Genomic DNA, 12,864 nt, shown 5'->3' on the forward strand with positions numbered 1-12,864 from the left:
GATCAAGGTGGTCCTTGCGGAACGCCTCGAAAAGGGACTGCGCGACCCCCGCCTCGGGTTCGTCACCATCACCGACGTCCGCGTAACGGGCGACCTGCAACACGCGAGCGTCTTCTACACGGTCCTCGGGTCGGACGAAGAGCGCGCCGACAGCGCGAAGGCCCTGGCCTCGGCGACCGGCATGCTGCGGTCCGAGATGGGCAAGCACCTCAACACGCGGCTGACCCCGTCGCTGGAGTTCATCCAGGACGCACTGCCCGACAACGCCGACGCGATCTCGGCGCTCCTGCGTGAGGCGCGCGAGCGTGACGCCGCCGTCGCGGGAATCGCCGCATCCGCGACGTACGCGGGCGACGCCGATCCGTACGTCAAGCCCCGCGAGGATTCCGACGGTGAGCTCGACGAGGCCGAGATCGAGCCCGAGGACGAGGACCTCGACGAGGACGCCGCCGAACTCGACAAGTAGGCCTCAGGCTCCGGGCAGGCGCAGCAGACCATCGGATGCCTCGGCCAGGCCGTCCGTGACGAGTGAATCGATCGCGCGATCACGTTGCCCGGGCTCCGGCCAGTCCGGGATGATGCCGTCGAGGGGAACGGGGCCGTCCGCCTGGCGGAGCACGCGCAGGATCGCCCCCCGCGTCTGCCGGTCGCTGCCCTCGTAGCGCCCCTGGCGCGGGCGGGTATCGCCGGTGTCGGGGTAGCCCAGCGCGCGCCAGGCGCAGGATCGAGCGATGGGGCACGAGTCACAGCGGGGTGAGCGCGCCGTGCACACGACCGCGCCGAGCTCCATCGCCGCCGCATTGACGATCGTGGAGCGCGCGACATCGTCGGGCAACACGGCACGCATGTCGTCGAGATCGCGCCGATGGGCGGCGCCGGGCTGGGAGCGCCCCGCCACGACACGCGCGAGGACGCGTCGGGTGTTGGTGTCGACGACCGGTTCGCGCAGGCCGTAGGCGAAGACCGCGATGGCCCGGGCGGTGTAGTCGCCGATCCCGGTCAACGCGAGGAGTGCGTCGACGTCCGCGGGCACGACCCCGCCGTGGCGGTCGGTGATCTCGATGGCCGCCCGGTGCAGCCAGAGGGCGCGACGGGGATAGCCGAGGTTCGCCCATTGCCGGACGGCTTCGGCCGGAGCATCCGCTGCCAATGCCGCCGGGGTCGGCCAGCGCTCAAGCCACGCCTCGAGAAGCGGCACGACTCTGTTCACGGGGGTCTGCTGCAGCATGAACTCGCTGACAAGCACCCCCCACGCCCCGAAACCGGTGCGCCGCCAGGGCAGCTCGCGCGCGGTCGCGGTGTACCAGTCGATCAGCTCGGGCACCCATTCGACCTCGTTGACCGCTTCGGGACGGACGGATGCGGGCACGGGTTCCAGCCTACGAGGCTGGGGCGATGAACGGCTGCGCCGCCGGTGTGGTGGCGCAGGCGGACACGACTCCGGAAGAAAGCGGTTTTGAGGGCCGGAATCGGTCGATCCGCGGGCCTGTGAGGCGATTCGTCCGGAGTTCTGTCCGGCACAGACGGATGACGGAGCCCAGGAGGCGGGGGCGCCCGCGCGCGCCGTAGGCTGAGGGGATGCGCCTGCCCGTCACGCCCCGCACAACCCTGCTGCGGGAGCTCCGCGACGAGCTGCGCCGGACGTACCGAGCCGGTCGAGTGATCATCGCGGTGGACGGCATCGACGGTGCGGGCAAGACGGTCTTCGCCGACGGACTTGCCGACGTGTTCGCCGAGGACGGGGCATCCGTCTTCCGTGCCTCGGTCGACGGCTTCCACAGACCTCGAGCAGAACGCTACGCACGCGGCCGGGACTCGCCGGAGGGGTTCTACCTCGACTCGTACGACGAGGCGACGCTGCGCCGCGTCCTGATCGATCCCTTCCGCGACGGCGCCACGATGCCCTCGACCGGTTTTCAGCTCGCAGCCTGGGATGTCGCCCGCGACGTACCCGCCGAGGCTCGCTGGGTGACGGGGCCCGAGGACGCCGCGCTGATCGTCGACGGAATCTTCTTGCACCGGCCGACACTGCGGGGCCTCTGGCACTGGTCGGTGTGGCTCGAGGTACCCATCGACGTCGCGACGGAGCGCATGGCACAGCGGGACGGGTCCGATCCCGACCCGATGGCACCCGCGAATCGGCGGTACCGCGCCGGTCAGGAACTGTACCGGCGCGAGGCGGCTCCCTCGCGTGCCGCGTCCGTCATCGTCGACAACACCGACCCTGAGCATCCGCGGCGCATGTACGCCGACTTCTGCTGATGGTCAGCGCGCACGGACCCGGAATCCTGCTCGTCGACAAGCCGGGCGGGATGACGAGCCATGACGTCGTCGCGCGCGCTCGCAAAGCCCTCGGCACGCGCAAGATCGGCCACGCCGGGACACTCGACCCCCTCGCGACCGGGCTGCTGGTGCTGGGGGTGGATTCGGCAACGCGGCTGCTGACCTATCTCGTCGGGCTCGACAAGACCTACGAGGCGACGATTCGGCTGGGGGCAGCCACGGACTCGGACGACTCAGACGGCGAGATCGTCTCGCGTGCCGACCCGGCGGTGCTCGCCGCGGTCGATACCGAGGCCATCCACGCCCACATCGCTGCGCTCAGGGGACGCATCTCGCAGGTCCCGAGCACGGTTTCGGCCATCAAGGTCGGCGGGCGCCGCGCCTACGACCTCGCTCGCGCGGGGGAGCAGGTCGTGCTCGCCTCGCGTGACGTGACCGTGTCGCGGTTCGACGTGCTTGCTGTGCGACGCACCGACCAAGCGGTGGACCTCGACGTGGTTGTCGACTGCTCGAGCGGCACCTACATCCGTGCGCTCGCGCGCGACCTGGGGACGGCGCTCGGCGTCGGGGGACACCTCACGGCGCTCCGGCGCACCCGCGTCGGGCCGTTCGACATCGCCGATGCTGTGGTGCCCGAGGCGATCGCGATAGAGCCGCTGCTGTCGTCCGCCGATGTCGCCATGCGGGTGCTCGGGGGCATCGAGGTGACGGATGCCGAGGCATCCGCTCTGCGCCATGGTCAGCGTCTGACGGGCGCTGCCGGCCGCATCATGGGCGAGCAGGCCGCCGCGATCGATCCGGCCGGGGAGCTCATCGGAATCGTCGGTCGGCGCGGCGACGATCTCAAGAGCCTGATGAACCTGCCGACCGGTGCCGCGGCCGAGGGTGCGGCCGAGAATGGGGGAGCGCGATGATCCTGTGGTTCACGATCGTGCAGGTCGTTGTGGCGGTTGCGGCCGGACTCTTCTGCGTGGTGGCGGGCCTCGCGGGTCGTCGACCCAGCGACGGGACCGTCGGCTCACTCGCTCTCATCGAACTGCTGCTGATCGCGCAGGTCGTCGTCTCTATCGTCGCGCCCGTCGTCGGAAACCCGCCCACGGGCAGTGCGCTGGAATTCTGGGTTTATCTGGTGGCCGCGGCGCTCCTGCCCGCGGCCGGCGTCGCCTGGGCACTGCTGGAGCGCAGCCGCTGGAGCACCGTGATCATGGGAGTCGTGGCCCTGTCCATCGCTGTCATGGTCTGGCGTATGCAGGTCATCTGGACCGCACCGATCGGCTGAACGACGCCGGCGCCTCGCACGGGTGGAGGACCGCCGTAAGATTGACGGGTTATGAGTTCTCCTGCGCGCCGACGGATGACCGGCATCGGACGTGTGCTGGTCGCGGTGTACGCCATCATGGCGCTTGCGGCCCTCGGGCGCTCGTTCGTGCAGATCGCGCAGCGCTTCGACGAGGCGCCGGTGGCGTATTCGCTGTCGGGGTTGGCGGCCGCGGTCTATCTCCTGGCGACGCTCGCGCTCGTGTTCGCGGGGACGCGCCACTGGTACATCGTGGCCTGGGTCGCGATCACGTTCGAGCTGCTCGGGGTGCTCGTCGTCGGCACCCTCAGCCTCGTGATCCCCGACGTCTTCCAGCACCACACCGTCTGGTCTGTGTTCGGCTACGGCTACCTGTTCATCCCGCTCGTCCTGCCGTTCGTCGGCCTGTGGTGGCTGCGGACGCATCCTCCCGTCTCGGGCGCCGACGAGTCGCACGCCGAGACATCCGCCGTTGCCGGGGCGCGGAAATGATCCTCTTCCGCTCGCCGGACGATGTGCCCGATGACTTCGGGCCGACCGTTGTCGCCATCGGCAAGTTCGACGGCGTGCATGCGGGACATCGCGCGGTTCTGCAGAAGATGCTCGTGGACGCGGCGGGTCTGGGTGCACGGTCGGCCGTCGTCACGTTCGACCGACATCCGCTCGCTCTGCTGAACCCCGCGAAACTGCCCCCGGCGCTCGTCGCCCCGCAGCAGAAGGCGGCCCTGCTCGCGTCGACCGGGATCGATGCCACGCTCATGCTCGAGTTCAACGAGAAGCTCGCCTCGGAAGAACCCGAGGACTTCGTCCGCCGTGTCCTGGTGGATTCACTGCACGCACGCTCCGTTCTCATCGGCGAAGACTTCCGGTTCGGCCGTGACGGAGCTGGCACACCCGCGCTTCTGCGCGCGCTGGGGGAGCGGTACGGGTTCACGGTCGACGAGCTGCCCGACGTGCGGAGCGCGCCGAGCGGTCGGCGCGTGTCGTCCACGTGGATTCGCGAACTGCTCGCCACGGGGGATGTCGCGACGGCGGCTCAGCTGCTCGGCCGTCCGCCCGCCGTTTGGGGCGAGGTCGTGCACGGTGCGAAGCGCGGGCGTGAGCTCGGCTACCCAACCGCAAACCTCGAGGCCGCCGCACAAGGACTCGTGCCCCGTGACGGGGTGTACGCGGGGTGGCTGATCGACGGCGTCGCGGCGAGCCAGCCGGGCACCCGAGTGCGCTACCCCGCCGCCATTTCGGTCGGCGACAACCCGACCTTCGACGACGTTCATCGCAGGCAGGTCGAGGCGTACGTCCTCGACGAGACCGAGCTGGACCTCTACGGGCACGTCGTCGAGGTGCAGTTCGTCGCACGACTTCGGGGGATGTCCGCTTTCGCCGGAGTCGAAGCGCTCAAAGATCAGATGGCGGACGACGTCGAGCGGTCCCGCGAGATCCTGCTGGCGGCGCCCTCTGCGTCAGACGTGAAGCGGCGCGGCTGAGCGCAGCTCGTACCGATCGGCGGCGGGCGTCAGTACGACGACTCGTCGATCGCGGCGCTCGTCCCGCTCCCGCTCAGCCGGGCGCGAAGTTCGCCGAGGATGGTCGCGCTCGCGCTCGTGCCCAGGCGTGTCGCACCGGCGTCCAGCATCTCGAGAGCCGTGTCGAGGCCACGGACGCCGCCGGATGCCTTGACCTGTACGTCGGGGCCGACGCTCGCGCGCATGAGCTCGACGTGGGGAACGGTCGCACCGCCGCCGGCGAATCCGGTCGACGTCTTGACGAAGTCGGCGCCGCCGGCTTCGGTCAGGCGGCTTCCCCGGGCGATCTGCTCGTCGTCGAGGAGGGAGGTCTCGAGGATGACCTTTGTGATCAGGTCGCCAGCGGCCTCGACGACGGCGGCGATGTCCGCGGTGACCTCGTCATCGAGGTTGGAGCGCAGCCATCCGATGTTCACGACCATGTCGAGCTCGGTCGCGCCGTCGGCGATCGCCTGGCGGGCCTCGGCGACCTTCGCGGCGGTCGAGGTGGTGCCGTGCGGGAACCCGATGACGGTGCCGACCGCGACGCCGGTGCCCTCGAGTCGTGCGACGGCGTACGGGATGTCGGACGGGCGCACGCAGACGCTGAATACACGCCAGAGTGCGGCTGTCTCCAGCTCGGCGTCGACGTCGGCGCGCGTGAATTCGGGCTTGAGGATCGCGTGATCAAGGGTGGCCGCGAGGGCGGCCTCGGTGATGTCGAGGGGCATGTTTTCCAGCGTACGCGCCGCTGCCGCCGGGCGCCCCGGGCCGTTGGCTGTAACGAAACGATAACGGCGGGGTCTACAGTGGGCTCACGCGTCAACGACGACGCGATTGTCTCGAAGGATCGACGATGTCCGAAACCGTCGCACACGGGCCCGCTGCCACTCGCAGCGCCGGCCCGCTGATCGTTGTCGCCGTGCTGGCCGCGATGAGCCTCACGGTTGCCTTTCTGGGCGCATCGCCCGCCCCGGTATCGGCGCGAGAGCTGATGGGCGCAACCCGCGACCCCGGCCAGCCAGCGTTCGTCGCGAGCCATCGCGGCGACGCCCACAGCGCGCCGGAGAACACTCTGCCGGGCGTTCTTGCGGCGATAGCGGCGGGGTTCGACTACGTCGAGGTCGATGTGGCACTGACCGCCGACGGCGCGGCCGTGCTCATGCACGACGCCACGGTCGATCGGACGACGAATGGTTCGGGCCGGCTCGCAGATCTTCCGCTGGCATACGTTCGATCCCTCGACGCGGGCGGATGGTTCGGCACGGCGTTCGTGGGCACGCCGGTGCCGCTGGCCGAAGAATTCCTCGACATTCTCGCCGCCTCCGAGACCCGAGCGCTGATCGAGCTGAAGGGGGAGTGGACTCCCTTTGCGGTGGCGCACCTGGTCGCCCAGATCGAGGCGCGCGGCCTCGAGCGGAGGGTCGCCGCGGCGAGCTTCGACGCCCGCACCCTCGCGTTGGTGGCGACGGAGTCGGAGGTCGTTTCGCGCCTCGCCATCCTGCGCACGCTTCCAAAGGACGTCGTGCAGGCCGCGCGTGCACTCGGGGTGCGAGGTGTGCTGGCGAAGGGCAGCGCCGTGATCGCGCGCCCCGAGATCGTCGACGAGCTGCACGCTGCGGGTCTCCGTGTCGTGGTCTACACGTTCAATGAGGATCGCGAGTGGCGCGACGCCGTCGATCTCGGCGTGGACGGGATCGTCACGGATCGGCCCGAGATGCTCGCCACGTGGCTGACCTCCTCCTGATCGACTCCGCTCGTCCCGCGCGGGAATACCCCAGGGGGGTATTCTGGTTGACGAACAGAGCACCGTCGACGATGGCGGGCGAGGAGGCATCCGGATGACGATTCGCACCTACCGTGTGGAAGGCATGACCTGCGGGCACTGCGCCCGCTCGGTCGAGCAAGAAGTTTCAGCGCTCGCTGACGTCGAGACCGCGACGGTCGATCTGTCTGCAGCGACCGTCGCCGTCGAGTCGGTCGACGAGATTTCCGAACCGCGCCTGTCGGCCGCCGTGGTCGAGGCGGGATACACGCTCGCGGGGCGAGCATGACCTCCGCCAATCCCGCCCCGTACCGGGAGGCGACCCTCGAGATCGAGGGCATGACGTGCGCCAGCTGTGTTGCGCGCGTCGAGAAGCGCCTCGAAAAGGTCGAGGGCGTCTCGGCATCCGTGAATCTGGCCACCGAATCCGCGCGAGTGCAGGTGTCGGCGGATGTCGATGACGCCCGGCTGGTGGCTGCGGTCGCCGAAGCCGGGTACACCGCACGTGTTCGACCGGTTCCCCATGCGAGTTCGGCCGACTCGCACCTTCATGACGAACGGGGCACCGGTGACGCGCACGGTCCGCACGATTCGGATGAGCAGGGAGGGCACCAGCACGATGCGGAAGACATTCCCGGCCACACCCGGCTCGCGACCCGTCTGATCGTCAGCGCCGCGCTCGCCCTGCCGGTCGTCGTGCTCGGGATGGTTCCGGCGTGGCAGTTCGCGGGTTGGCAATGGGTGTCGCTCGTGCTCGCCACCCCGATCGTGTTCTGGGGTGGCTGGCCGTTCCACCGCGCCGCGTTCGCAGCCGCACGGCACGGCGCAGCCACGATGGACACCTTGATCACCCTCGGCACGATGGCCGCCTACCTGTGGAGCGTGTGGGCGTTGTTCTTCGGCAACGCAGGGCAGATCGGGCTACGGCACGACGTCGTGCTCTTCGGTCCCGTCCATGACTCGACAGCACTCGTCTACTTCGAGGTCGCCGCGGCGGTCACCGTGTTCCTCCTGCTCGGTCGCTACATCGAGCAGCGCTCGCGGCGCCGGGCGGGTGCCGCGCTGCGGTCGCTCATGGACCTCGGCGCAAAAGACGTCGAACTCGAGAGCGGTCGGCGTATCCCCGTCGACCGGTTGCGGGTCGACGACACGTTCATCGTGCGTCCGGGCGAAACGATCGCGACGGACGGGATCGTCGCCGAGGGGCGAGCGGCGGTGGATGCCTCGATGTTGACGGGCGAGTCCGTCCCGATCGAGGTCGGCACGGGTGATGAAGTCAGCGGTGGCACCGTCGCCGTCGATGGGCGACTGCTGGTTCGCGCCGTCTCGGTCGGTGCCGACACCCGCCTCGCGCACATCGCACGCCTCGTGGAGGACGCGCAGGCAGGTAAGAGCCGCGTGCAGCGACTGGCCGATCGGATCTCGGGCATCTTCGTGCCGATCGTGATCGTGCTCGCCATCCTGACGCTCCTTGCGTGGGTTGCGCTCGGCCAGCCGCTCGCCTCGGGCTTCACCGCCGCCGTCGCGGTCTTGATCATCGCCTGCCCGTGCGCGCTCGGCCTCGCCACACCCGTCGCGATCCTCGTGGGCACGGGCCGTGGTGCCCAGCTGGGCGTGCTCATCACGGGACCCGAGGCGATCGAGTCCGCGAACCGCATCGACACCGTGCTGATCGACAAGACCGGTACGCTCACGACCGGTGCCATGACGGTCCGCGAGGTCGTTGTGGCGCGAGACGACCGCCGCGGCGACGTGCTGCGGGTTGCGTCCGCGCTCGAGGGCAGGTCGGAGCATCCGATCGCCCGCGCCATCGCGTCGTTCGGTGTGTCGTCCGGCGCAGCCACCACAGCTGTCGCGGTGGACGACTTCCGCAGTCACGCGGGCCGGGGGGTGACCGGCATCGTGGATGGCGTGCATGCCTTCGCGGGCAGTCCCGCCTTCGCCGTCGAGCAAGTGGCTGCGCTGCCCGCCGATCTCGAGCGTGCCCTCGAGCGTGCGGATGGCAGCTCGCTCGTCGTGGTCGGTTGGGCGGACGCATCCGGCGCGCCCGTTGCTCGAGCCGTCTTCGCCGTCGGTGACGACGTACGGGAGGGTGCGTCGGCGGCCGTGGCGAGCCTGCGCGAGCAGGGGATCGACGTGGTTCTGCTCACGGGCGATGGTACGGGCGCGGCGCGCGCGGTTGCGGCCCGCGTCGGTATCGACGAGGTCGTGGCCGGGGTGTTGCCCGAGGGGAAGCTGGCCGAGGTGGAGCGGCGTCGGGCGGCCGGGCGCCGGGTGGCGATGGTCGGCGACGGCGTGAACGATGCCGCCGCTCTCGCCGCGGCAGATCTCGGAATCGCGATGGGGGGCGGGACGGATGCCGCGATGCACGCCAGCGACATCACCCTCGTCCGCAACGACCCCGAGTCGATCGTCACGGCGCTCCGGCTTGCTCGCCGCACCATGCGGACGATCAGGGGCAACCTCTTCTGGGCGTTCGGGTACAACGTCGCGGCGATCCCGCTCGCGGCGTCGGGTCTGCTGAACCCGATGATCGCGGGCTTGGCGATGGCGTTCTCCAGCGTCTTCGTCGTTCTGAACAGCCTGCGCCTGCGTTCCGTACGCTGAGGCGAGGCATCCGGTCCTTTCCGCGTCCTTCGCGGCGGTACATTGGTGAAACATCACCTGCGCTGAGAGGATGCCATGCGCCCGGACCGCTACGTTTCGTTGATCCGTCGAGGTGCGCTGGCCCTGGTGGTCTTGAGCGCGGTCGCGCTCGCCGGCTGCACGGCGGACCCCGCCCCGACATCGACGAGCACGGGTGACCCGACGCCCGAGATCACGACCCTCGGCGAGACGCCCGACGCATCGGAGACGCCCAGCCCGGAGCCCGTCGCCGACATCTCCATCCCGGCGAGCTGCGAAGACATCTACTCGGCGGAGATGCTGTCGTTGCTGCAGGCCGACAATCCGCCGCTGAACGATCCCGGCGTCACGATGGACTCCACGGAGGTCGTCGAAGCGCTCGAGGTTCTGGCATCCGGCGCTCAGACGCTCCGCTGCTCGTGGGGATTGCCCTCTTCGTATGGTCTGGCCACGAATGTCACGATCGTTGATGCGAGTCAAGCCCAGACGGTTATCGACTCATTGCCAGATCGCGGCTTCGCGTGCGAAGACTTCGAGGACGGCACGGCCTGCCGGATCCAGCGGACCGACGAAGAGAACGCGTTCGGAGAGACCCACTACTTCCGGGCGAACGGCTGGGTGTCCACGCGCTGGATCAACTTCGGGCCGCAGGGCTACATGGAGGATGTCGTCGCGACGCTGTGGGGGTGACCGTCGGCGCGGTTGACGCGTCGGACGCACGAGCACGGCCCGGATGCCGTAGAATACGGGGGAGGAACCGCGCTGCGACGCTCGTGCCGAGGCATCCGCTTCACGCTTCGTCCCCGCTTTTCTCGCCCGTGTCTGTCACGGCCCACCAGCCGCCCACGGGGTTTCATCAGCTCGCCAGCCTCGCGCTGGAGATCACACCGGGTCTTCCGGTGCACACGCTCAGGAGGAGCATGCCGAGCACGGCACAGCCACAGCTGCACAGGCGCCGCAAGCAGTCGTCCGCACGTCGCGACGACGACGCGCCTTTGATCCCGATCCTCGCGCGCAAGGTGCGCGAGGTCGAGGCGAAGGCGCAGCGCGGCAAGCTGGGACCGACCAACCGCGTCAAGTTCCAGGTGATCGCATTCCTGGTGCGCGAAGAGCGCGCGCGGGTCAAGAACGACACGACGGTTCCGGATGCGGTGCGGTCCGAGTCGCTCAAGCGCCTCGACGGCGTCGCGACCATCCTGGCGAAGACCGCCGCGCGGGACACATCCCTCATTCAACTGCTCGAGGTCGACCAGGCGACGTCGCCCGTTGCCCGTCGCATGCGCCGTGACTGGCTGCTCGAGTCGGGTGCCGAACTCGCGCCCGACGAGCTCATCATCACGGATGCGGCACCTGCGCTCGCCCCGGTCGTGCCGCCCGCACTCGCCGAGAAGCAGGTCGTGCCGCCCGCGATCGAGGCTCGCCAGCTCGCCAACCCCTTCCTCGCGCCCGACCTCGACCGCCCCGTGCGGCGCGAGAGCCCGCGCCGTCGACTGGATGGTTGGGAACTCATGGGCCCGTTGTACAAGGCGTTCGAGACCGGAGCCGGCGGTGGTGCGGCGTCGATGGAGCTGCCTCCCGTTCCCGAGTTCGATCGGCTTTCGCCGAAGGGCCGCGAGATCATGGCCCACCAGTCTCGCTTTCTCGAGTCGGTCCGCGACGGGCATCGTACGTTCCTGCTCGCCGACGAGCCCGGTCTCGGCAAGACGGCGCAATCGCTCCTCGCAGCATCCGTCGCCGGCGCATACCCGCTGCTCGCGGTCGTGCCGAACGTTGTCAAGATGAACTGGGCGCGCGAAGTGGAGCGGTGGACACCGCAGCGCCGTGCCACCGTCATCCAGGGTGACGGCGCCACGATCGACGCGTTCGCCGACATCTTCATCGTCAACTACGAGATCCTCGACCGTCACCTCGCGTGGCTCAGCTCGATCGGGCTGCGCGGCATGGTCGTCGACGAGGCTCACTTCATCAAGAACCTCTCGTCGCAGCGTTCGCAGAACGTGCTGACGTTGGCGGGACGCATCCGCGAGATGACTCCCGGCGGCAACCCGCTGCTCATGGCGCTGACAGGAACGCCCCTGATCAACGACGTCGAGGACTTCGATGCGATCTGGCGCTTCCTCGGCTGGACCAATGGTGAGAAGCCCGGTCCGGAGCTGATGGAGAAGCTCGATGCGACCGGCATGACGCCGGCCGACAAGGCCTTCTACCCCGAGGCCCGCGAGGCCGTCATCTCGATGGGCATCGTCCGTCGCAAGAAGAAGGATGTCGCGGCCGACCTGCCCGACAAGCTCATCGCCGATCTCCCCGTCGAGCTCGATGACGAATTCGGGCGTTCGATCCGAGACGCCGAGCGCGAGCTCGGCCAGCGCCTCGCCGATCGCTACCGTCGTATCGTCACCGCTCGCGGAGACCGCGGCATGGGCAATTCTCTCGGGGACGACATCGACGCCGACATCGTGCGCCTCGTCGCGCAGAACGAGCTCGACGAGTCGAAGGCTGCCGGTGCGGGGTCTGAGAACGTCTTCACCATGGTGCGCAAGATCGGTCAAGCGAAGGCGCACCTCGCGGCCGACTACGCCGTGCAGCTGCAGCGCGCGGTCGGCAAGGTCGTGTTCTTCGCGAAGCACATCGACGTCATGGACGCCGCCGAGGCGCATTTCGCATCCGCCGGACTCAAGACGATCTCGATTCGTGGGGATCAGACCACGGCGAACCGCCAGGACGGCATCGACGCGTTCAACAACGATCCGAGCGTGGGCATCGCCGTGTGTTCTCTGACGGCCGCGGGTGTCGGACTGAACCTGCAGGCCGCGTCGAACGTCGTGCTCGCCGAGCTCAGCTGGACCGCGGCCGAGCAGACGCAGGCAATCGACCGCGTGCACCGCATCGGACAGGGTGAGCCGGTCACCGCCTGGCGCATCATCGCGGCGCACACCATCGACACGAAGATCGCTGAGCTCATCGACTCGAAGCAGGGGCTGTCCCTGCGCGCCCTCGATGGCGAAGCTGTCGACCCCGCCTCGAGCGATTCCGTGCAGCTCAGCGCGCTCATGCACCTCACGCGCCGGGCGCTCGGCGGCGAGTAACGACATCCGCGGCTTGGGTGCGCGGCCCGACGTTCCGCCGTCCGTGCGTCCGGCCGCGCTCCTGTGGCAGGGCTCGTTTGGCAGGGCTCGTTTGGCAGGGATCGTGTAGTAGGGCGCGTGTAGCAGGGCGCCGCATCCGGCGATAGTGTGACGGGGGCAGCGTCGCCGGATCCCCCTCCCGAAACGCAAGGATCAGACATGAAGATCGGCATCCTCACCAGCGGCGGCGACTGCCCCGGACTGAACGCGGTCATCCGCGGCGTCGTGCTCAAGGGCACGACCGCGTACGACCTCGAGTTCGTCGGG

General features: G+C 69.2%; 14 protein-coding genes. 12 read left to right on the plus strand and 2 right to left on the minus strand.

The annotated features are described in order from the left end of the window. Position 1 precedes the first annotated feature (1 nt). Complete coding sequence (gene rbfA, locus MIC448_RS05745; protein ID WP_051513209.1) at positions 2-466, plus strand: 30S ribosome-binding factor RbfA; 465 nt, start codon at positions 2-4, stop codon at positions 464-466. 3 nt (positions 467-469) lie between these two features. Here rbfA and MIC448_RS05750 read toward each other — a convergent pair whose 3' ends face one another. Further along, positions 470-1,324 carry an A/G-specific adenine glycosylase gene (locus MIC448_RS05750; protein ID WP_036297269.1) on the minus strand — a complete coding sequence of 285 codons (855 nt, stop codon included), beginning with the start codon at positions 1,322-1,324 and terminating at the stop codon, positions 470-472. 254 nt (positions 1,325-1,578) lie between these two features. On the opposite strand from MIC448_RS05750, the gene MIC448_RS05755 reads away from it, so the two are divergent. Genes MIC448_RS05755 through MIC448_RS05775 form a run of 5 tightly spaced genes read left to right on the plus strand, consistent with a single transcriptional unit; the run spans position 1,579 to position 5,064 of the window. After that, positions 1,579-2,262 carry a uridine kinase gene (locus tag MIC448_RS05755; RefSeq protein ID WP_036297249.1) on the plus strand — a complete coding sequence of 228 codons (684 nt, stop codon included), beginning with the start codon at positions 1,579-1,581 and terminating at the stop codon, positions 2,260-2,262. Further along, positions 2,262-3,197, plus strand: coding sequence for a tRNA pseudouridine(55) synthase TruB (gene truB / locus MIC448_RS05760; RefSeq protein ID WP_036297251.1), 936 nt, complete (start codon positions 2,262-2,264; stop codon positions 3,195-3,197). Before MIC448_RS05755 ends, truB begins: the two co-directional genes overlap by 1 nt. Continuing rightward, a complete protein-coding gene (locus tag MIC448_RS05765) occupies positions 3,194-3,562 on the plus strand; it encodes a hypothetical protein (protein ID WP_036297253.1) in 369 nt (122 codons plus the stop codon). Before truB ends, MIC448_RS05765 begins: the two co-directional genes overlap by 4 nt. A gap of 51 nt (positions 3,563-3,613) precedes the next feature. Beyond that, positions 3,614-4,072 (plus strand): hypothetical protein, encoded by a 459-nt coding sequence (locus tag MIC448_RS05770; protein ID WP_036297255.1) that lies wholly within the window; start codon positions 3,614-3,616, stop codon positions 4,070-4,072. Continuing rightward, on the plus strand, positions 4,069-5,064 hold the full coding sequence (locus MIC448_RS05775) for a bifunctional riboflavin kinase/FAD synthetase (RefSeq protein WP_036297257.1): 996 nt from the start codon (positions 4,069-4,071) through the stop codon (positions 5,062-5,064). Before MIC448_RS05770 ends, MIC448_RS05775 begins: the two co-directional genes overlap by 4 nt. 29 nt (positions 5,065-5,093) lie before the next feature. Here the strand turns inward: MIC448_RS05775 and deoC are convergent, their stop codons facing one another. Beyond that, the gene (gene deoC / locus MIC448_RS05780; RefSeq protein WP_036297259.1) at positions 5,094-5,813 is read right to left on the minus strand and encodes a deoxyribose-phosphate aldolase; all 720 of its coding nucleotides are present in this window, start codon (positions 5,811-5,813) and stop codon (positions 5,094-5,096) included. Between the two features lie 125 nt (positions 5,814-5,938). Here deoC and MIC448_RS05785 point away from each other — a divergent pair, with 125 nt between their 5' ends. From MIC448_RS05785 to MIC448_RS05810, 6 genes are all read left to right on the plus strand, one after another. Further along, entirely contained in the window at positions 5,939-6,829 is an 891-nt protein-coding gene (locus MIC448_RS05785; RefSeq protein ID WP_036297261.1) for a glycerophosphodiester phosphodiesterase family protein, read from the plus strand. Between the two features lie 94 nt (positions 6,830-6,923). Beyond that, a complete protein-coding gene (locus MIC448_RS05790) occupies positions 6,924-7,136 on the plus strand; it encodes a heavy-metal-associated domain-containing protein (protein ID WP_036297263.1) in 213 nt (70 codons plus the stop codon). Continuing rightward, complete coding sequence (locus MIC448_RS05795) at positions 7,133-9,454, plus strand: cation-translocating P-type ATPase (protein WP_036297265.1); 2,322 nt, start codon at positions 7,133-7,135, stop codon at positions 9,452-9,454. The genes MIC448_RS05790 and MIC448_RS05795 overlap by 4 nt, the downstream gene beginning before the upstream one ends. A gap of 75 nt (positions 9,455-9,529) precedes the next feature. Then, positions 9,530-10,162, plus strand: coding sequence for a hypothetical protein (locus tag MIC448_RS05800; RefSeq protein ID WP_051513211.1), 633 nt, complete (start codon positions 9,530-9,532; stop codon positions 10,160-10,162). Positions 10,163-10,392: 230 nt separating this feature from the next. After that, on the plus strand, positions 10,393-12,558 hold the full coding sequence (locus MIC448_RS05805) for a DEAD/DEAH box helicase (protein WP_036297267.1): 2,166 nt from the start codon (positions 10,393-10,395) through the stop codon (positions 12,556-12,558). A 198-nt stretch (positions 12,559-12,756) separates the two neighbouring features. Continuing rightward, a partial coding sequence (locus MIC448_RS05810) for a 6-phosphofructokinase (RefSeq protein WP_199484412.1) occupies positions 12,757-12,864 on the plus strand: 108 nt, incomplete at its 3' end.

This window comes from Microbacterium sp. C448, from assembly GCF_000582705.2.
Lineage (GTDB): Bacteria > Actinomycetota > Actinomycetes > Actinomycetales > Microbacteriaceae > Microbacterium > Microbacterium lacus_A.